At 70.4% G+C, this 20,150-nt stretch carries 17 protein-coding genes; 5 read left to right on the forward strand and 12 right to left on the reverse strand.

What is annotated here, in order from left to right; all coding sequences use genetic code 11:
- Positions 1–17: 17 nt before the first annotated feature.
- Positions 18–866, reverse strand: a complete 849-nt coding sequence (gene prcB / locus H4W80_RS14395) for a proteasome subunit beta (RefSeq protein ID WP_192785558.1) — start codon at positions 864–866, stop codon at positions 18–20.
- A 467-nt stretch (positions 867–1,333) separates the two neighbouring features.
- Positions 1,334–1,522, reverse strand: coding sequence for a hypothetical protein (locus H4W80_RS14400; RefSeq protein ID WP_192785559.1), 189 nt, complete (start codon positions 1,520–1,522; stop codon positions 1,334–1,336).
- Positions 1,523–1,600: 78 nt separating this feature from the next.
- On the opposite strand from H4W80_RS14400, the gene H4W80_RS14405 reads away from it, so the two are divergent.
- Both H4W80_RS14405 and H4W80_RS14410 read left to right on the forward strand, forming a co-directional pair.
- Positions 1,601–2,662: a DNA polymerase IV gene (locus H4W80_RS14405; RefSeq protein WP_192785560.1), complete on the forward strand. Its 1,062-nt coding sequence runs from the start codon at positions 1,601–1,603 to the stop codon at positions 2,660–2,662.
- A 195-nt stretch (positions 2,663–2,857) separates the two neighbouring features.
- On the forward strand, positions 2,858–3,922 hold the full coding sequence (locus tag H4W80_RS14410) for an LLM class flavin-dependent oxidoreductase (protein ID WP_192785561.1): 1,065 nt from the start codon (positions 2,858–2,860) through the stop codon (positions 3,920–3,922).
- Between the two features lie 661 nt (positions 3,923–4,583).
- Here H4W80_RS14410 and H4W80_RS64550 read toward each other — a convergent pair.
- A complete protein-coding gene (locus tag H4W80_RS64550) occupies positions 4,584–4,952 on the reverse strand; it encodes an endonuclease domain-containing protein (protein WP_420540606.1) in 369 nt (122 codons plus the stop codon).
- An 86-nt stretch (positions 4,953–5,038) separates the two neighbouring features.
- Positions 5,039–5,248 (reverse strand): ubiquitin-like protein Pup, encoded by a 210-nt coding sequence (locus H4W80_RS14420; RefSeq protein ID WP_192785563.1) that lies wholly within the window; start codon positions 5,246–5,248, stop codon positions 5,039–5,041.
- A 145-nt stretch (positions 5,249–5,393) separates the two neighbouring features.
- Between H4W80_RS14420 and H4W80_RS14425 the strand changes: the two genes are divergently transcribed.
- Complete coding sequence (locus H4W80_RS14425) at positions 5,394–5,798, forward strand: hypothetical protein (RefSeq protein ID WP_192785564.1); 405 nt, start codon at positions 5,394–5,396, stop codon at positions 5,796–5,798.
- A gap of 70 nt (positions 5,799–5,868) precedes the next feature.
- Here H4W80_RS14425 and dop read toward each other — a convergent pair whose 3' ends face one another.
- From dop to H4W80_RS14455, 6 genes are all read right to left on the reverse strand, one after another.
- Complete coding sequence (gene dop, locus H4W80_RS14430; protein ID WP_225963441.1) at positions 5,869–7,383, reverse strand: depupylase/deamidase Dop; 1,515 nt, start codon at positions 7,381–7,383, stop codon at positions 5,869–5,871.
- Positions 7,384–7,469: 86 nt separating this feature from the next.
- Entirely contained in the window at positions 7,470–8,549 is a 1,080-nt protein-coding gene (locus H4W80_RS14435) for an acyltransferase family protein (RefSeq protein WP_225963442.1), read from the reverse strand.
- A gap of 67 nt (positions 8,550–8,616) precedes the next feature.
- Positions 8,617–9,783 carry a pyridoxal-phosphate dependent enzyme gene (locus H4W80_RS14440; RefSeq protein WP_192785566.1) on the reverse strand — a complete coding sequence of 389 codons (1,167 nt, stop codon included), beginning with the start codon at positions 9,781–9,783 and terminating at the stop codon, positions 8,617–8,619.
- Between the two features lie 85 nt (positions 9,784–9,868).
- Positions 9,869–12,124 carry a carbamoyltransferase HypF gene (gene hypF / locus H4W80_RS14445; protein WP_192785567.1) on the reverse strand — a complete coding sequence of 752 codons (2,256 nt, stop codon included), beginning with the start codon at positions 12,122–12,124 and terminating at the stop codon, positions 9,869–9,871.
- A gap of 181 nt (positions 12,125–12,305) precedes the next feature.
- Positions 12,306–14,078 (reverse strand): proteasome ATPase, encoded by a 1,773-nt coding sequence (gene arc, locus H4W80_RS14450; RefSeq protein ID WP_318786861.1) that lies wholly within the window; start codon positions 14,076–14,078, stop codon positions 12,306–12,308.
- Between the two features lie 194 nt (positions 14,079–14,272).
- Positions 14,273–15,124, reverse strand: coding sequence for a tRNA (adenine-N1)-methyltransferase (locus H4W80_RS14455; protein ID WP_192785569.1), 852 nt, complete (start codon positions 15,122–15,124; stop codon positions 14,273–14,275).
- Between the two features lie 55 nt (positions 15,125–15,179).
- Between H4W80_RS14455 and H4W80_RS14460 the strand changes: the two genes are divergently transcribed.
- A complete protein-coding gene (locus tag H4W80_RS14460) occupies positions 15,180–16,268 on the forward strand; it encodes a GNAT family N-acetyltransferase (RefSeq protein WP_192785570.1) in 1,089 nt (362 codons plus the stop codon).
- Between the two features lie 147 nt (positions 16,269–16,415).
- A complete protein-coding gene (locus H4W80_RS14465) occupies positions 16,416–16,955 on the forward strand; it encodes a hypothetical protein (protein WP_192785571.1) in 540 nt (179 codons plus the stop codon).
- A 173-nt stretch (positions 16,956–17,128) separates the two neighbouring features.
- Here the strand turns inward: H4W80_RS14465 and H4W80_RS14470 are convergent, their stop codons facing one another.
- Positions 17,129–18,607: an FHA domain-containing protein gene (locus H4W80_RS14470; protein WP_192785572.1), complete on the reverse strand. Its 1,479-nt coding sequence runs from the start codon at positions 18,605–18,607 to the stop codon at positions 17,129–17,131.
- A 344-nt stretch (positions 18,608–18,951) separates the two neighbouring features.
- Entirely contained in the window at positions 18,952–20,088 is a 1,137-nt protein-coding gene (locus tag H4W80_RS14475) for a site-2 protease family protein (RefSeq protein ID WP_192785573.1), read from the reverse strand.
- Between the last annotated feature and the right edge of the window lie 62 nt (positions 20,089–20,150).

Raw genomic sequence — 20,150 nt, forward strand, 5'->3', positions numbered from 1 at the left:
ACGTGCGGTGGTCCTTTCTAGCGCAGCGGGGCGATGGGGCCGTCAGGCGAGATCAGGCGGGCTTCGAGCATCTGCTCCACGTAGTCGGAGACCTGCTCCTCGCTCAGCCTGCGGAAGCCGTCGGCGTCGATCAGCGACACGATCGGCCAGATCTTCCTGGTGACGTCGGGCCCGCCGGTCGCCGAGTCGTCGTCGGCGGCGTCGTAAAGGGCCTGGATGAGGGTCATCGCCATGTCGTCGGCCGACGCCCCGTCGCGGTAGAGCTTCTTCAGCGACCCGCGCGCGAAGATCGAGCCGGAGCCGATCGCGTCGAACCTCTCCCGCTCGTACGGCCCGCCCGCGACGTCGTAGCTGAAGATGCGCCCCTCGTCCTTGTCAGGGTCGTACGCGGCGAACAGCGGCACCACCACCAGCCCCTGCATCGCCATCGGAAGGTTGCCCCTGATCATGGTGGCCAGCCGGTTGGCCTTGCCCGCCACCGACATCGTGCGGCCCTCGAGCTTCTCGTAGTGCTCCAGCTCCACCCGGAACAGCCGGGCGAACTCGATGCCGGTGCTGGCCGTGCCCGCGATGCCCATGCACGAGTAGTCGTCGGTGCGGAAGACCTTCTCCACATCGCGCTGCGAGATGATGTTGCCCGAGGTCGCCCGCCGGTCGCCCGCCATGATCACGCCACCGGCGAAGGTGGCGGCCACGATCGTCGTCGCGTGCGGGACCTGGTCGCCGATCGGGGTGGCCAGCACCTCATTCCGCTGCGGCAGCAAATCAGGCGCATACGAGCTGACAAACTCCGTGAACGAGGAACTTCCGGTGTTGCGGAAAAGCTGGTTGACCAAGCCGGCGGGCAGATCCCTGTGCGATGCCACGCGACTCCCTCCAAACGTCAGTGTTCCTAGGGCGACCCTACTCATGTTGCGTTGTTGTCTGCACTTCCCACGATCAGCTCACGGCGAACCCGCGTGATCACACGCCGCCCCGTTCCGTGTTCAGATCGTTTCTTCACGGCTCCCTGCGGCCATGCGACCGTCGGCATGTCCGCACACCCTGAACACGAGGCCGACCTGCGATTCCCCAGCCGACCTGCGATGATCGCCCTCTGGCCGCCCTCGCCCGCACGTCCTGCGGCACCGGCGCGAGGCCCCCGGCGGCGGGAGGGCCGCACGCATGATCCGCCACACCCTCGGCAGACTCGCGGCCACCGTCGTGCCGGCCTTCCTTCACGCTCCCCATGCTCTGGCCGGCAAGGTGTTCCCCGGAGGGCCGACCGCGCCGCCAGAGCCGCGGACCTCGCCGCCCGCCTCGGCCTCGAAGCCCGCGCCTCCCCCGAACGCCTTCAGCGCGACCTCGCCGTCACCACCGTCTCCGTCACCCACGACCAGGCCGAACCCTCGCACTCGCCGACCGTGTCGCCGCCATGTCCCGACGGCCACATGATCCAGACCGTCACCCTGCCGAGCTCTTCCACCGCCCCGCCACCCCTCATCCAGTCATCCAGGCCGTCGTCCAAGAAGGCGAGAACCACCCATCGGCACCCCCGTCTGGGCCGTCCCCACCGCGCCCTCATCTACCGCGACGACCGCCTCACGCCATACTTGGGACCATGAGGGACTGGATCCTTCACGTCGACCTCGACCAGTTCATCGCCGCCGTCGAGATCCTCCGCCACCCCGAACTCCGCGGCAAACCCGTCGTCGTCGGTGGCTCAGGAGACCCCACCCAGCCCCGCACCGTGGCCGCCACCGCCACCTACGAGGCCCGCGAACACGGCGTCCACTCCGGCATGCCACTGCGCACCGCGCTCAAACGCTGCCCCGAAGCGATCTTCCTGCCCAGCGACCCACCCGCCTACGAAGCCGCCTCCGCCCGCGTCATGGCCGTGCTCCGCGAGTTCCCCGTACGCGTCGAAATCTGGGGCTGGGACGAGGCCTTCCTCGGCGCCACCACCGACGACCCCGAAGCCCTCGCCGCCACCATCCGCCAGACCGTACGCGAACGCACCGAGCTGTCCTGCTCCATCGGCATCGGCGACAACAAACACCAGGCCAAACTAGCCTCCGGCCTCGCCAAACCCGCCGGGATCTACCGCCTCACCAGCGACAACTGGGCCGAGATCATGAACGACCGCCCCACCGACGCGCTCTGGGGCATCGGCGCCAAGATCTCCAAGAAACTTGCCGCCCTCGGCCTCCACACCGTCGCCCAGCTGGCCGCCGCCGACCCCGTTCACCTCGCCCGCCACTTCGGCCCCACCAACGGCCCCTGGTACCGCTACCTCGCCCTCGGCAAAGGCGAAGCCGAAGTCGTCACCACGCCCTGGGTCGCCCGCGGGCACAGCCGCGAAACCACCTTCCAGCACGACCTCACCGACGAAGCCGACATCGCCCACCACGTCTCCACCCTCGCCGCCCAGGTCGCCCGCGACGCCCGCGAAGCCGGCCGCGACATCACCCGGGTATCGGTCAAGGTCCGCTTCACCCCGTTCCTCACCCGAACCCGCCAGTCGAAGCTTCCCGCCCCCACCACGGACCCGGCCACCATCCAGCAGGCGGCCCTCACCGTTCTCACCCGCTTCGAGCTCACCCGTCCGGTCCGCCTCCTGGGCGTCGCCGTCGACTACACCCTCCCCAGAGAAGATCAGCCCACCCTCGACACCGTCGAATAGAACTCGCCCCGAAGCCGCTCCCCAGCCTCAATCAACCCCCGAAGCTCCTCCTCCGAAACCTCGGCCTCGTCGAACTCCTCAACGGTCGCCTCCCGCAACCGCTCGGCGCCGGCTGTCCGATCGACCTCGGCGGGCTCGATCCACCGTCTGGTGGCAGGCTGAGTACGTTCGATTCTTTGCGCCTTGGAGGTTCTGATGCGTGCAGGCGTCGTGGTCACCGCACACCCCGGTGTGGAGGACCTCGCCGTACAGGCCGAGGAGTTGGGCCTGCACAGTTTCTGGCTCAACGACACCCCGATGGTCCACGGCGACCCCTTCGTCGCCCTGGGACTGTGTGCGAAGGCCACCAGCCGCATCAGGCTCGGCATCGGCGTGACCTCACCGGCGCTGCGCTCGGCCCCGGCCGCCGCGAGCGCGTTCGCCAGCCTCAACGCCCTGGCGCCGGGCCGGATCATCTGCGGGATCGGCACCGGGAACACCGCCCGGCGCACACTGGGCATGCGGCCGACCACAGCAGCCACGATGGAGAACTTCACCGCCGCACTGCAGGACTTGTGCGCCGGCCGCACCATCGAGTACCGCGAAGGGGACCGGGTCCGCGACGTCCGGTTCCTGCACACCGGGGCGCACGCGAACACGGCCGACCCGATCGAGTTCGTCGTGGCCGCGCTTGGACCGAAGGCCGCCGCCGTCGCCGGGCGCCGCGGGACCGGCCTGATCTCCTTCGGCCTGCTGGACCCCACCGCCTGGCAAGCACTGCATGACGCGCGCCGCCACGCCGCTCAGGACACGCCACGCGACCCCGAATCCCGCACGGACTCCTACCTGGTCACCGCGCTGCACATACTCGACCAGGACGAGGACCCGCGCGGCGACGCGGTCCGGGACGCAACTGGCCACATCGTCCTGTCGCTGCTGGCCTTCGCCGCCGACACGGCCGCCGACTCACACGCTTTCGCCGACCGACTCGGCCGCGAGGAACGAGAGGCGGTGCGGCGACTCCTCGACCGGCGCGGCACCACCGCCACCGCACCCGATCGGCACACCAGGCTCTACCCCGACTACCTCCAACGCATCGCGCCGGAGGACAGGGACCTGATCCTGCCCTCACTGATGAACACTTTGGCCTTGGTCGGGACCCGCGACGACCTCCGCGCCCGCATCACCACCCTGGAACAGGCCGGCATCGACGAACTGCTCATCCAGCCGGTGATCGACCCACCGGCCGAGATGGCCCAGCTCGCGAAACTCCTCACCTGAGCGGACCCGCCGGCCGTGCGCACGCGGTTCACCGGCAACAAGACCTGAGGAGGTTCGGCCGAAACCGTTCGGATCAAGGTGACGGGCCGCAGGGCGGCATTACGCATCGCGGTGAGTGCGCCCTTGCGTCCGCGTTTCCGGAGCTCTTCTGCTCTGGCGTCCATCGCATCGGACAGGGCTTGCACTTCATCGTAGGTAAGAGGCCGCCGGCCGGGTTGCCCTTCATGATCGGCGACATGAGTGGCCCGGTTGTCCTCGTGGAAGAGTTGCCGAGGTGCCTGCCCGAATCGCTCAAGGCACTCCGCCGGCCAGCCGAAGCGCCAGCGTGGTCTCGCAGGCCCGCCGTGTCGACATGGTGATCGGCCGTTCGCGATTCGGAGATCGAAGATGCGCGATGAACGCCTCGCCGTCGGCTGGTCCCCACTCCCACGGGTGCTGGTTGGTGATATCCACCTGGCGCCGTGCCGACGCCACCCTCGGCTTGTTCGTTGAGGAATCGGGTGCGTTGCCGGCGCACCCATCCCCTCAGCATCGCCTCGAAGACCCCCGGTTTGGGATCGATGACCCCTTCGACGAGTTTCAGGCCCGCAGCCCCAGGTAAATCGGCTGTTTGCCCCACAAGCCCTTCGTTGCGTCACATGCAACGTTGTGCCGAAGAAGATCAGGATCCGGCCGTGCGCACCACCTTCGACCTGGGCTTACGCGACATCGCCCGACAGGGCGAATGATGCATTTGATGCGACTTCGCCGGTTTGTTGCGGTTGACACAGAGAATGCCCCGGACCGGGCCGGTCGCGTGGCCGTGGTCGACGAACGCGCCGGAGACGGCCCGGCAGATGGCGCAGAGCCCGCCCTGACGGGCGAGCATGCGCTCGAAGTCGTCCTCGGTGATGCCATGGCGGTAGCCGAGCAGATAGTTCCGCTCGCTACCGGGTTTTTGATCTTGTTCTCGCGGCTCACGATGGTGGCACGGCGGGCCCCGTTGTCGCCGGACTCGCTCCTGGTCTTCGTTTCGCCGCGCCGAGCGCAGTGTTTGTGCCCGTCGGGAACCTCACGCCCATCACGCACGACCTTCCGGCGTTTCCACCCGACTTACCCCTTTGATGTCCGCTTGCCCTACTCTCCGCCCTTCTGGACGTAGCTGCGCACGAATTCCTCTGCGTTCTCTTCGAGAACTTCGTCGATTTCGTCCAGAATTGCGTCGACATCGTCCGTGAGCTTCTCCTGGCGCTCCTGGACGTCCGGCGTCACCGACGCCTCGGTCTCCTCGACTTCGCTCTCGCGCCGACCGGCCTGCTTCTGGCCTCCGGTGTCCTTGGTTGCCATGTCCTACCTCCGGTTGGGGGACTGCCTCTAGGCATATCTTCCCCGAACCGGGCGACATTTCGCGCCGATCGCCCAGCGATCTTGCCGGCTTGACTAGATAGCTAAACTATCCAACAATGGATCCACTACGCACGAGGAGGTTCCGATGTCCCCCGAATCCCTGAGCACCGCCGGTGTGCTCCTCATCACAGTCCCCGGAGTGGCCTTCGGCGGCGTCACCCTGTTGAAGTTCCTGATGCGCGACGTCCCCGGCTATCTGGACAACCCGGTCCGGCGTGGCCTGTGGCGGGCCGGGCACGCGCATGCGGGCGTGCTGGTGCTGTTCGCGCTGGTGGCGATGCTCTACGTGGACCAGGCGAGTCTGCCTGAGGGCGTGAAGGCCCTGACGCGGGTGTTGATCGTGGCCGCGCCGATCCTGATGCCGCTGGGCTTCTTCCTGTCGGTGGTGCGTCCGGGTGACACGAAGCCGAGCAGGTTGATCTGGCTGACGGCGGCGGGCGGGGCGTGCCTGGCGGTGGGCACGCTGACGCTGGGTGTGGGCCTGCTGTAAGAGGGCGTGGGCCTGCTGCAGGAGACCGGCCCGCGCAGGAGACCGGCCCGCGTGGGCCGGTCTGAGGGGGTCAGTCGCCGCCGGTGAGGGCGGCGACGAGGTCGGCGGCGGTGCGGCAGCGGTCGAAGAGTTCGCCGACGTGGGCCTTGGTGCCGCGCAGCGGTTCGAGGGTGGGTACGCGCTGGAGTGATTCGCGGCCCGGGATGTCGAAGATGACGGAGTCCCAGGAGGCGGCGGCGACGGATTCGCTGTATTGGCTCAGGCAGCGGCCGCGGAAGTAGGCGCGGGTGTCGTTGGGCGGGTGTTCGACGGCGCGCTGGACCTCGTCCTCGGTGACGAGGCGCTGCATGCGTCCGCGGGCGACGAGGCGGTTGTAGAGGCCGCGGTCGGGGCGGATGTCGGAGTATTGCAGGTCGACGAGCTGGAGTCTGGGGTGGGACCAGGGCAGGCCGTCGCGGGTGCGGTAGCCCTCGAGGAGTTCGAGTTTGGCGACCCAGTCGAGTTCGCGGGAGAGCTGCATGGGGTCTTCGGCGAGCCGGGTGAGGACGGACTCCCAGCGGTCGAGGATGTCCTTGTTCATCTCCTCTTGGGCGGTGCCTCGCTCTTCGACGTACTTGCGCGCTTGTTCGAGGTATTCCATCTGGAGCTGGATGGCGGTGAGCTTGCGCCCGTCGCGCATGGCGATCTCGTAGCGGCAGGTGGGGTCGTGGGAGACGGCCCGGAGCGCCTGTACGGGGTTTTCGACGGCGAGGTCGCGGGTGAGGAAGCCCTCCTCGATCATGGCGAGGACAAGGGCGGTGGTGCCCAGCTTCAGATATGTCGAAATTTCCGACATGTTGGCGTCGCCGATGATCACGTGCAGCCGGCGGTACTTCTCGGGATCGGCGTGCGGCTCGTCGCGGGTGTTGATGATGGGCCGCTTGAGCGTGGTCTCGAGGCCGACCTCGACCTCGAAGAAGTCGGCGCGCTGGCTGATCTGGAAGCCTTCGCCGCGGGAGTCCTGGCCGATGCCGACCTTGCCGGCGCCGACGACGACCTGGCGGGAGACGAAGAAGGGGGTGAGGTGCCGGACGATGTCGGCGAAGGGGGTGGCGCGCCGCATGAGGTAGTTCTCGTGGCAGCCGTAGGAGGCGCCCTTGGCGTCGGTGTTGTTCTTATACAGCTGGATGGGCGCGTTGGAGGGGATGGCGGAGGCCCGGGTGGCGGCGTCGTACATGACGCGTTCGCCGGCCTTGTCCCAGATGACGGCGGCCCGGGGGTTGGTGCACTCGGGCGAGCTGTATTCGGGGTGGGCGTGGTCGACGTAGAGCCGGGCGCCGTTGGTGAGGATGACGTTGGCGAGGCCGAGGTCCTCGTCGGTGAGCTGGCTGGGGTCGGCGACCTCTCTGGCCAGGTCGAAGCCGCGCGCGTCGCGTAGCGGGTTCTCCTCTTCGAAGTCCCACCGGGCCCTGCGCGCGCGGGCGGCGGAGGCGGCCAGGTAGGCGTTCACGACCTGTGAGGAGGTCACCATCGCGTTGGCGCCCGGCTGGCCGGGTACGGAGATGCCGTACTCGGTCTCGATGCCCATCACCCGACGCACCGTCATGCAACACCCTCTGTTCGTCCGGATCTGTCTATCCGCCGTTTATATGCCCGAGCCTATGCCCTTCACAGTGCCCCAGGGTCACAGAGTTATGGCACCGACGCCTTTTCAACCTGTACGGCGGGAGCTGACGGGGTTTGCGTGGATCTGCGGGGCTTGAGTAGTCGCTGGATGGGCCGTTCGGCAAAGGCGTACACCAGATACGACAGCGCCACGGCCGTCAGGACGGTCGTGGTGGCGATGGCCCAGGGGGGCAGGTGGCCGGTGAGCGCTGGGATGAGGGCCACCGCGACGACGCCATGGAACAGGTAAAGCGGGTATGTGATGCCGCCGAGCGCGGTGAGCGTCCTGGACGGTTTGAGGCGGATCAGCCCGAGGGCGGCGACGGCCATCACGGCGAAGATCAGCGTGATGGTGATGATCACGCTGACGTCGGTGACGGGCATGTTCTTGAACCCGACGTTGTCGACGCGCCGGTGGACGCGGTCGAGCGCGGAGCCGATCGACAGGGCGTAGCCGCCGGCCACGTAGAGCCACGGGAGCCAGGCGCTGCCGCGTTTGTGGATGAGGTAGAGGGACATGCCGGCGATGAAGTAGGGCGCGTAGTCGGGCATGACGATCTCGTTGACGATCTCGTTGCCGAGCAGGTCGGCGCCGAAGGCGGCCACCAGCCAGACGCCGGAGAAGATCAGGACGCGCCCGTACGTGACCCCGATGATCACGAGGATGACCATCAGCAGGTAGAAGCGGAGCTCCGCCCACAGCGACCAGTAGACCTGGCTGGCGTCGGTGACCTTGAACAACCGCTGGAACATGGTGGCGTTCACCAGGTAGTCGCCTGGTGAAAGTTTTGGGTCCAGCGCCTTGGCGCCGGTGAGCCCGTAGAGCGCCGCGGTGGCGACGAGGCTGAGCCAGTACGCGGGATAAAGGCGGACGAACCTGGACCGGGCGAACGCGCCGAGGCCGCGCCCCCACACGCTCATGAGGATGACGAACCCGCTGATGATGAAGAACAGCTCGACGCCGAGGATGCCTAACCCCGCGAAGGGCGCCAGCGGCGGGAACAGCGCGGCGGGCCGGGCCCCCCAGACGGACGCGTACGCCACCAGGTAGTGGAAGGCGACGACGGCCAGGGCGGCGAGGAAGCGCAGGAGGTCGAGCTCGGCCAACCGGCCGTCCCCCCGAGCATGCTTGGGCCGGTTAGGTGCGTGCACGCCCCTTTTGACGTCACGTGGATCACTTTGGTTCCAGGGGTCCCTCCGTTCCCACCAGCAGCGGCCGCGAGGCGTCGTCGAGCGCGAGCGCGTCGCGGGCCGCGGGCGTGAGGGCGAGCAGGCCGGCGGCTCCGGCGGCGCCGCACTCCGACAGGTGGACGCCGTGGCCGGCCAGGAGGCGGGCGGCGTCGGCCGCCTGGTCGTCGGTGATCGTCATGTAGAGGTCGGCGAGGTGGTGGAGGAGCTGGTGGGCGATGATCGAGGGCTCCAGGCAGTCGAGGCGGCCGAGGGCGGTGCGGCCGCCCTGGACGCGTACGGGCTCGCCGGCCCGGGCGCTCTCGAGCAGGCAGGGCGCGCCTTCCGGCTCCACCACGACGATCTTGGGCTGCTCGCCCCAGCGGTCGCGCACGTAGGCGGCCCCGGCGGCGGCGAGCCCGCCGACGCCCGCCTGGAGGAACACGTGGGTGGGCGCGCCCGCCGCCCCGTGGGGCGCGCTGTGGCCGCCGGTCGCGGCCGAGGAGCCGTTGAGACTGCCGGAGTACGCCTCGAGGCCGGCGCGCGCTCCTGGGGACGCGGCGGGGCCGCCGGCGCGCGGGGGGACGGCGGGCAGGGCGCCCGGGTCGGCGAGTTCGTCGAACAGGACGGTGTAGCCGCGCATGACGTCGAGCGGGACGCCGGTGTAGCCGTTCCAGGAGCTGTCGGCGACGAGCCGCCAGCCGTTCAGCTCGGCGGCCTCGATCGCGGCGGCCATGCTGGCCTCGTAGTCCTCGCCGCTGCGCCGCACCTCGGCGCCGAGTCCGCGCAGCCGTTGGGCGAACGCCTCGGGGACGCCTTCGCTGAGGTACACGACGCAGTCCACGCCGACCTCGGCGGCCCCGGAGGCGACGGAGACGCCGTGGTTGCCCGCGCTGGCGCACACGAACGGCGTGCCGCCGCCCTCGTGCTCGGCGAGCAGGTGGACGGCGTACGCGCCGCCGAGCGCCTTGAAGCTGCCCAGCCCCATGCGCCCGCTCTCGTCCTTGACGTGGACGGCTTCGGTTCCGGCCAGGCCCGGGATAGTGCGGACCGGCGTGGGCCGGTAGGAGGGGTGCCGGGCGAAGTGGGCGCGGGCCTGGCGGGCGTGCTCGGTCCCGATGAGCGCGCGGTCGTGCGCGGTGTACGGGGCGCGGGCGGGATTGAGGTACTCCATGATCGCCATGCTAGGCGGGCCCGCTGCTCTCCCCGGCCCGCCACTCCGCCGGAACAAGAGCACGAGGAGAGCAGGGGGCAGCCGGTCAGGCGCGGTCGCGGGCGGCGGCGACGGCGGCCTGGCCGAGGCTGACGCCGCCGTCGCCGGGCGGCACCCGCACGTGCTTGAGCACCCGGAACCCGGCCGCCCGCAGCCGGGCCACGGTGGCCTCCAGCAGCAGCGCGTTCTGGAACATCCCGCCCGACAGCGCCACCGCGGTCAGCCCGGTGGCGGCGCGGAGGGTGTCGCAGGCGCGGGCGACGGCGTCGGCGAGGCCGTTGTGGAAGCGGCCGGCGATGGCGCGGGTGCCGGTCCCGGCCGCCAGGTCCGCGGCGGCGGCCCGGACGAGGTCGGCGGCCTGCACGACGAGCAGGTCGCCGTGGGTGATCCCGGCCTCGTACGTGCCGCGCTCGGCCGGGTCGGCGTGCTGTTCGAGCTCGACGACGGCCTGCCCCGCGTAGGTGATCTTGTCGCGGACGCCGAGCAGCGCCGCGACGGCGTCGAAGAGGCGGGCCGCGCTGGAGGTCAGCGGGGAGCCGGGGGCGAGCCGGAGGGCGTCGGCCCAGGGATTGCGGCGGGCCACGTCCAGGCGGGTCACGTCGAGGCCGGGGTGGTCGTCGCCGAGGTAGGCGGCGGCCATGCGCCAGGGCTGCCGGACGGCGGCGCTCCCGCCCGGCATGGGGACCTGGGCGAGGTGGCCGAGGCGTTCGTAGGAGGTCAGGTCGGCGCGCAGGAACTCGCCGCCCCACAGGGTGCCGTCGGGGCCGTGGCCGAGCCCGTCGAGGGCCACGCCGAGCACGGGCCCGGGGTCGCCGTTGTCGGCCAGGCAGGAGGCGATGTGGGCGTGGTGGTGCTGGACGCCGAGGAGCTGGACGCCGTGGATCTCCATGGCGTGCCGGGTGGACAGGTAGCCGGGGTGCAGGTCGTGCGCCACGACCTCGGGCCGGATGCCGAACAGGCCGCAGAAGTGGTCGATGCTCTCGACGAACGAGCGCAGCGTCTCCTGGTTCTCCAGGTTGCCGATGTGCTGGGAGACGAACGCGCGCCGCCCTTCGGCCAGGCAGAAGGTGCTCTTCAGCTCGGCGCCGCAGGCGAGCACCGGCCGGGGCGCGGGCCAGCGCATCGCCAGCGGCTCGGGCGCGTACCCGCGGGCCCGGCGCAGCACGGTCACCTCGCCGGCCATGGGCCGCACGACCGAGTCGTCGGCGCGGACGTGGATGGGGCGGTCGTGGATGAGGAAGGCGTCGGCGATGCCGCTCAGGCGGGTCAGCGCGTCGTCGTCCTCGTAGGCGATGGGCTCGCCGGAGACGTTGCCGCCGGTGAGGACCATGGGCTCGGCGAGCTCGGCGAGCAGGAGGTGGTGCAGGGCCGTGTAGGGCAGCATGAGGCCGAGGCTGCGGGTGGCGGGCGCCACGGAGGCGGCGACGGGGGCGCCGGGCAGGCGGGGCAGCAGCACGATGGGCCGGGCGCGGCCGGTGAGCAGCTCGGCGGCGTGCTCGTCGATCTCGCACAGCCGCCGCGCCTGCGCCAGGTCGGCCGCCATGACGGCGAACGGCTGCTCCTCGCGGTGCTTGCGGCCGCGCAGCAGGGCGGCGGCCTGCTCGTCGGCGGCGGGCACGGCGAGGTGGAAGCCGCCGAGGCCCTTGACGGCGACGACGCGCCCGGCGCGCAGCAGGGTGACGGCGCCGGCGACGGGGTCGCCGCACAGCTCGGTGCCGCGGGCGTCGCGCAGCCGCAGCCGGGGCCCGCAGGCGGGGCAGCAGGTGGGCTGGGCGTGGTGGCGGCGGTTGCCGGGGTCGTGGTACTCGGCGGCGCACGCCTGGCACATGCCGAAGCCGGCCATGGTGGTCAGCGGCCGGTCGTACGGGACGCCGCGCACGATCGTGAAGCGGGGCCCGCAGTTGGCGCAGTTGATGAACGGGTAGCCGTGGCGGCGGTCGGCGGGGTCGGCCAGCTCGCGCAGGCAGTCGTCGCAGGTGGCCCCGTCGGCCCGGACGAGGGGGCGCAGCGGGCCCGACGGGAGGCCGGCGGCGATGGTGAAGCCGTTGTGGCCGGTGGGGCGGGCGCTGACGACGGTGACGCGTTCGATCTCGGACAGGGCGGGCGCGTCGCGTTCGAGCGCGGTCAGGAACTCCTCGACGCCCGCCAGGGCGCCTTCGACCTCGATGTGCACGCCGTTGACGTCATTGTGCACGCGCCCGGCCAGACCCAGCCGGCGGGCGAGCGCGTGCACGAAGGGACGGAAGCCGACGCCCTGGACGACGCCTTCGACGTGCACGTCTACTCGTTTGAGCGTGGTCATCAGCCCAGTGTGCGCCTGATCGGGGCGGCGTGCATGCGTATCGGCCGTGTCGCCCCCGGGTCGCCCCCGGGTCACCCCTGAGTCGCCTCCGGGTCGCCGCCCGGGTCGTCGCGCCGCCCGCCGCGGCGGGGCCCGGACATGCGGACGGGAGGGCCGCGGCGGGCCCTCCCGTCCGAGGGTTCTACAGGTACTGGCCGGTGTTGGCGACGGTGTCGATGGACCGGCCGGCTTCGGTGCCCTGCTTGCCGGAGACGAGCGTGCGGATGTAGACGATCCGCTCACCCTTCTTGCCGGAGATGCGGGCCCAGTCGTCGGGGTTGGTGGTGTTGGGCAGGTCCTCGTTCTCGGAGAACTCGTCCACGCAGGCCGTGAGCAGGTGCTGCACCCGCAGGCCCTTCTGGCCGGTTTCGAGGAACTGCTTGATGGCCATCTTCTTGCCGCGGTCGACGATGTTCTGGATCATCGCGCCGGAGTTGAAGTCCTTGAAGTAGAGGACTTCCTTGTCGCCGTTGGCGTAGGTCACCTCGAGGAAGCGGTTTTCCTCGCTCTCGGTGTACATGCGCTCGACGACGCTCTGGATCATGCCCTGGATGGTGCCCTCGCGGGAGTCGGCGTGCTCCGTCAGGTCGTCCGGGTGCAGCGGCAGGTCGGCGATGAGGTACTTGGAGAAGATGTCCTTGGCCGCCTCGGCGTCCGGCCGCTCGATCTTGATCTTGACGTCCAGGCGGCCGGGCCGCAGGATCGCCGGGTCGATCATGTCCTCGCGGTTGGAGGCGCCGATGACGATGACGTTCTCCAGGCCCTCGACGCCGTCGATCTCCGACAGCAGCTGAGGGACGATGGTGTTCTCCACGTCGGAGGACACGCCGGAGCCTCGGGTGCGGAAGATCGAGTCCATCTCGTCGAAGAACACGATCACCGGGGTGCCCTCGGAGGCCTTCTCCCGGGCCCGCTGGAAGACCAGGCGGATGTGCCGCTCGGTCTCGCCGACGTACTTGTTGAGCAGCTCGGGGCCCTTGATGTTGAGGAAGAAGCTCTTGCCGGACTGGCCGGTCTTCTCCGCGACCTGCTTGGCCAGGGAGTTGGCGACCGCCTTGGCGATGAGCGTCTTGCCGCATCCGGGCGGGCCGTACAGCAGCACGCCCTTGGGGGGCCGGAGCTTGTGCTCGCGGAACAGGTCGGCGTGCAGGTAGGGCAGCTCGATGGCGTCCCTGATCTGCTCGATCTGCCTGCCGAGGCCGCCGATCTCCTCGTAGGAGATGTCGGGGACCTCCTCGAGGACGAGCTCTTCGACTTCGGACTTGGGAATGCGCTCGTAGACGTAGCCGGAGCGCGGCTCGAGCAGGAGCGAGTCGCCGGCCCTGATGGGCTGGCCGACCAGCGACTCGGCCAGCCGCACGACGCGCTCTTCGTCGGCGTGCGAGATGACCAGGGCCCGCTTGCCCTCGTCGAGCAGTTCTTTCAGCATGACGATCTCGCCGACCTCTTCGTAGCCGAGGGCTTCGACCACGTTGAGCGCTTCGTTGAGCATGACCTCCTGGCCACGCCGCAGCGAGTCGATGTCGACGGCAGGGCTGACGTTCACCCGGAGCTTGCGGCCACCGGTGAACACCTCGATGGTGCCGTCTTCTCTGGCCTCGAGGAAGGTGCCGAAACCGGATGGCGGCTGCGCCAGCCGGTCGACCTCCTCCTTGAGGGCGACGATTTGGTCCCGGGCCTCCTTCAGTGTGGCGACCAGGCGTTCGTTCTGGCCGGTCACGGCCGCGAGATTCGCCTGCGCCTCATGAAGACGCTCTTCGAGGACCCTGGCCTGACGGGGTGACTCGGCCAGCTTCCGCCTCAGCGCGGTGATCTCCTCCTGGAGGAAGGAGACCTGTGTTGAAAGATCAGCGACCTCCCGTTCGCGCTGCGCGGCTCGAGCCTCAGCATCATCGCGAGCTGCCACGCCCGTCACCTCCTTCCCAGTCGAGGGCGACTACTAAGGACCTTACCTATCTCGGGCCCCTCCGTAACCTGGCCGGGCAGTGTTCGTAGAGTGACATTCAGTATTCGGTGAATAATCCTCAATAGTGCGTTTAATACTCCCAGCACATGCACACGGGAATCTGTTCCCGTGTCACGCACCAACGCACCCTCGTGGCCAAATTGTCATAGTTCTTCGGTGGTCCCCTTCGGTCGACGGCGTCTCGGCGGGGGCGTCACTCCGTCCGCCATGCGGCGGGCGGTGACCAGGAACCCCGTGTGGCCGATCATCCGATGATCCGGTCTCACCGCGAGTCCTTCGACGTGCCAGTCGCGAACCAGGGTCTCCCACGCATGCGGCTCCGTGAAACACCCGTGATCGCGAATCGTCTCGACCGTCTTGGACAACTGCGTGGTCGTGGCGACGTAACAGCAGATCACGCCGCCCGGGGTGAGCGCCTTGGCGGCGGCGTCGACGCACTCCCACGGGGCGAGCATGTCGAGGATGACCCGGTCGACGTCGCTCTCGTCGATGGAGGCGACCAGGTCGCCGACCACCAGGCGCCAGTTGTCGTCCATGGGGCCGCCGAAGAACTTCTCCACGTTCTTGCTCGCCACGTCGGCGAACTCCTGGCGCCGTTCGTAGGAGGTGACGTGCCCGTCGGGGCCGACGGCGCGCAGCAGGAAGCACGTCAGCGCGCCGGAGCCGACACCGGCCTCGATCACCCGCGCGCCCGGGAAGACGTCGGCCATGCCGACGATCATCGAGGCGTCCTTGGGGTAGATGACGGCCGCGCCGCGCGGCATGGCCAGCGTGTAGTCCTGCAGCAGGTGGCGGAAGGCGAGGTACTGGGTGCCTCCCGAGGAGCGCACGACGGAACCCTCAGGCTGCCCGATCAGGTCGCTGTGCGGGATGGCGCCCTTGTGGGTGTGGAAGACGCCGTCCTCTTTGAGCGTGATCGTGTGGCGTTTGTTCTTGGGGTCGGTGAGCTGCACCTGATCCCCCGCCTGGAAAGGCCCATGCCTGCGGAAACCCATGGCCGCAAGGTTATAGGGCTTTCGAGGGCGTCCGGACGCACGGTATCTATGGGGGATGCTTCCGCGCGACGTGATCTCCACCGGTCCCCTGATTCTCCGGCCTCCCGCGCAGGAGGACGTCGAGGCGATCGTGAAAGTGTGCAACGACCCGGTGACCGCCCGGTTCCTGCCGGCGTTGCCGTCGCCGTACCGGGCGGAGGACGCCCACGACTTCCTGGAGAAGGCGGCGGCGAAGTGGGCGAGCGGCGGCGCGGAGTACGTGATCACGCAGGACGGCGGGTACGTGGGCTCCGTCGGGGTCGTGCCGCCCGATCACTGGGGCGTGGCCTCGATCGGCTACATGGTGGCGCCGTGGGCGCGGGGCAGGAACGTCGCGGCGACGGCGGCCAGGGCGGTCACCGACTGGCTGTTCGACCACGGGGTGCGCAGGGTCGAGCTGCAGGCCGCGGTGGAGAACGTGGCGAGCCTGCGGGTGGCCGTCAAGGCCGGCTTCCTCGAGGAGGGGCGCCGGCGGGACGCCAAGCGGCTGCGCGACGGCCGCTACGTCGACATGGTCACCTTCGCCCGGCTGGCGGGGGACCCGGTGGCGGCGGAGCCGTACCTGCCGTTCTTCGCGGACGGGGAGCTGTGCGACGGCGTGGTGCGGCTGGTGCCGATGGCCGTGACGGACGCCGGCGACTTCCACCGGATGCTGGCCGACCCGACGGTGGCGGCCTATCACTTCGGGCCGACGGGCACGCTGGAGGAGCACGAGCGGCGCTGCCGCTACACCGGCTACTGGTGGGTGTCGGGGCAGCGGATCGAGCTGGCCGTCAGGGACGCGGCGTCGGGGGCGTTCGCCGGGCACATCCAGCTGGCGCACGTCGTCCCCTCGCTGGGGCAGGCCATGGTGGGCTACTCGCTGGTGCCCGAGTTCCGGGGCAAGGGGTTCATGACGCGGGCGGTCAGGCTGCTGGTGGACTGGGCGTTCGCGAACACGGCGCTGCACCGGATCGTGGCCGGCACCGAGCCGGGCAACGCGGCCTCGCACGCGGTGCTGGAGCGGGCCGGGTTCACCCGGGAGGGCGTGCACCGGGGGCTGTTCGTCAAGGCGGACGGGACGCGGGTGGACGACCTGGCGTGGTCGGTGCTGCGTCCCGAGTGAGGCCCGCGGGCCCGGAGGGGGCAGAAATCCCGATTTCCTGTTGAGGGCTGGTCAGGAGCCGCGTCGGGGGTGATAGTCAGGGCAGCCGCACTTCAGTTTCGCGCGATCGGGCCGCGCGATCTCTTCTCCCCCCGAGGGAGCACCGCGATGTCATACGACCATGCCGATGCCGCCATGCGTGAACTCATCGCCTCGTTCTCCTGCCTGGAGGCCGTCGACCTGCTCGACCGGCTGGCGCGTACCGCCGCCGCCGTCACGGGCACGGCCTACGCGGGATTCGTGCGCGTGGACGCCCTGCGGCTGGAAGCCGACGCGATCCACACCCACGCCCCTCCCGGCGATCCCCAGCGCGTGCGCCGGTGGCTGGCCGGGTCGGGGGTGCTGAAGGAGCTGGCGACCGTGCCGGCGACGGTCCGGCTGGCGCGCGACGCGGCGGTGGGCGAGCCGGGCTTCCTGGCCACTCCCCTGCCGCTGGCGACGCGGGACCACACGTTCGTGTGGGTCGCCGGGCGAGGGTTCGGCGACGGGGACGAGCACCTGCTGAGCCGCTTCGCGACCGCCGCCGGGCGGGCGCTGGAGGCCGCGAGCGGGCTGGAGGCGGCGGTACGGCTGTTACGCGGGGTACGGGCGTTCTGCCCGGCGCAGCCGCCGCACCTGCCCGTTGCAGGCGACCGGATCCCGGGATAAGGGACGGCCGGTCGCCGGCCCGGATCGGGCGGGAAATGACCACTTCCCGCCCGCCTCATTTGTCCAAAGATTTTGCGGATATTTGGCCATTTATCAATAAATCATGGCGTTACTGGCGGCGTACGGAAAAGCCCGCGGCCCCGGACGGGGACGCGGGCGTTCCGGCGGCGGGGTCATCCCCGGTGCGCCTCGAAGCGGAGCGTGCGGGAGACGCCGACCCGGACCGTCGTCCCGGGGGCGATGGTGACCGGCTCGTTGGGCGGGATGTCGTAGAAGTTGGGGTCGCCGGGCGGCTGGATCTGGGTGCCGTTGACCGAGCCGAGGTCGACCAGGTTGACGTCCCAGCCGTCGAGCGCCACCCGCAGGTGGCGGCGCGACACCGAGCCGTCCGGGCTGGTCACCTTGGCGGGCCTGGCGGTGCCGCCGGCCACCTCGGGCGCCCGCTCGGGGTCGCGGCCCAGCAGGTAGTCGCTCTCCAGCGGCAGCGCGGTGCCGTCGTCGAGGATGAGCACCCCGAGCGACGGGCGCGGCCCCTTGTAGGGGACGAGGGTGCGCTGCACCAGCGCGATGCCGCAGACCGCGCAGTAGGGCGAGCGGGGGTCGTTGAAGTGGTCGTTCTTGCAGTCGACGCCGTAGACCAGGGGCCGGTCGCCGTGGTCCTGCTGCTGCTCCTGCGGCGGCTGGCCCGGGTGGTCGAAGTGGTCGGGCGGGCCGAGCAGGGGCGGCGCGGGCTGGTCGAAGTGGTCGGGCGGGCCCAGGTGCTGCGGCATCGGCTGGTCGGCCACGCCGTTGCCGGGAGGCGGCGGCTCGTCGTAGGAGGGGAACTGCTGCGGCTCCGGCAGCGGCGGCGGCTGCTCCTGCGGCGGCGCGAAGAAGGGGGCCGGCTGCTCCTGCGGCGTGTGGTAGGGCGGCTGGTCCTGGGGCGGCCCGTACGGCGGCTGATCCTGGGGCGGCCCGTACGGCGGCTGGTCCTGGGACGGGAGGTAGGGCGGCTGCTCCAGCACCGGCGCGGACTGCGGGCCCGACGGCGGCCCCGGCACGACCGGCGGCTGATCGGCCAGCGGGTAGGGCGGGCGCTCCACCGGCGCGGGCGGCTGCGGGACCAGGTCGGCCTCGAGGTGGATGGCCGTGGCGGGCATCTCGCTGGTGAGCGGCCTGGACGGGGCGGGCGCCGAGGACCGCTCGGTGAGGTCGCCCACGACGCCGCCGCCGTGGACCACGCCGCCGTCGAAGCGGACCGCGGGGTGCGGGGTGCCGGCGCCGGGCAGGCTCAGCTCCACCCGCTCGACGGGCCCGGTGACGAGCCGGTCGGCCCAGGTCAGCGAGTCGCTGCCGGCCAGCCGCGTCTCACCGCCCGGGGTGGCGATGGTGGCCGCGGCCGAGCCGCTGACCAGGACGGCCACGCCTTCTCCGACCCGGCCGGCGACGGCACAGGTGGCCGGGTCGCCGGCCATGTTGGCCGCGAGCACCTGAGCGGCGCGGCGGGCCAGCGCCCGCCCGTCGCCGCCGGAGGCGGCCGTCTCGCGCAGGGCGTCGAGCAGGTCGTCGGCCGCGGCCTCGCCGGCGTCGCACACCAGCAGCAGCCCGCCCGCGTAGGCGACCAGCCCGTTACCGGGAAGCGGACGCACCACTCCGAAGCCTTGGTCGGTCATGCGTCCTCCCTCATGACGACGGCGCTGCGCTGCTCATCGGTGCCCTCGCTGCGCTCGGTCACTCATTTCTCCTCCCCGGAAGCCGGCGAATTTACGGCACCCGCACTGCCGTGCTGGCCACCAGCCATACGCATACCCAGACGAAGGGGCCGTGCCGCGGCCACGTCATCTCGATTCGGTGAACCGGTGGCCCGCGACAAACCCCTCAACTGTGCAAGTCTGGCCAAACAGAACACTATCGGCCAGTCGTCACATCGCAGTAACCGGCCGGAGTCGGCTCCGGCCGCCCGAAACTGCTGGACACGACCCTATCCATGGCCCGCCGCTTAAACGAGTGGGACAAATCAGACGCCCGTGAAAACCCGGTTCACGTCGGCCGTGGCGAGCACCCCGTAGATCTCGCCGCCCCGTTCCACCAGGAGGTACTCGCTGCCCGGGGCCTCGCGCATGGCGTCGATGAGCGGCTCTCCGTTGAGGTCGGCCGCGAGCACCATGGTGGGCTCCAGGGACTTGGCGACCGAGCCGGCGCTCACCCAGGGGCGGCGGTGCTCGGGGGTGGCCTGGACGGCGGCCTCGTTCACGATCGCCAGGGGCTCGCCGTCGTGGCCGATCACGACGAGGGCGCCCGCATTGCGCTCGGCGGCCTGCCGCAGCGCCTCCGACAGCGGCGTCTCGGCGGTCACCGGGATCGCCCTGCGCGCCAGCGCGCGGGCGTTGACCTGCGGAATCCTGGCGCGGATCTTGGCCACGCGCAGCGACTGGCTCGCGCCGAGCCAGATGAACGACGCCAGCACGAACGGCCACACCAGGTCCATCGTGTCGCTCACCTGGCCGCCCTGCAGGGCCGTGGCGATCGAGAACACGACGAGCAGCACGGCCAGCACGCGGCCGCCCCAGGCGGCGACGATGGTGCCGGAGCTGGGGTTCTTGGTCAGCTTCCAGACGCCGGCGCGGAGCATCCGGCCGCCGTCCAGGGGCAGGCCGGGCAGCAGGTTGAACACGCCGACGATGAGGTTGGCCACCCACAGCTGCCAGATGAGCACCTCGGGGATGCCGCCGCCGTTGATCACGTAGGTGTCGGCGGCCAGGCCGAGCCCGGCCAGGCCCAGCGACAGCGCCGGCCCCGCCGCGGCGACCAGGAACTCCTTGGCCGGCGTGGGCGGCTCCTTCTCGATCTCCGAGACGCCGCCGAGCAGGTAGAGCGTGATCCTGCGCACCGGCAGGCCGTAGTACTTGGCCAGCACGCTGTGGGCCAGCTCGTGCAGCAGCACCGACACGTACAGGAGCACCGCGAACGCGAACGCGACCGCGTAGGCGGCCGTGCTGTCGAGCTCGGGCAGCATCCGGCTCACCTGGCGCTCGAACGCCCAGGTGATGAACGCCGCCACGATGAACCATGTCCACGAGACGTACACCGGAATGCCGAACGGCTTCCCCATCCGAAGACCGGAGAACTCCCGCCGCGGGCTCTGCTCGCTCACCGCACTCCTTGAACGTCCATTACGTGCTGTTGCTGCCTTGATGCTACGCGCCGAATCGGGCG

Origin of the sequence: Nonomuraea angiospora (genome assembly GCF_014873145.1) — a bacterium.
In the GTDB taxonomy this organism is placed as follows: Bacteria; Actinomycetota; Actinomycetes; order Streptosporangiales; family Streptosporangiaceae; genus Nonomuraea; species Nonomuraea angiospora.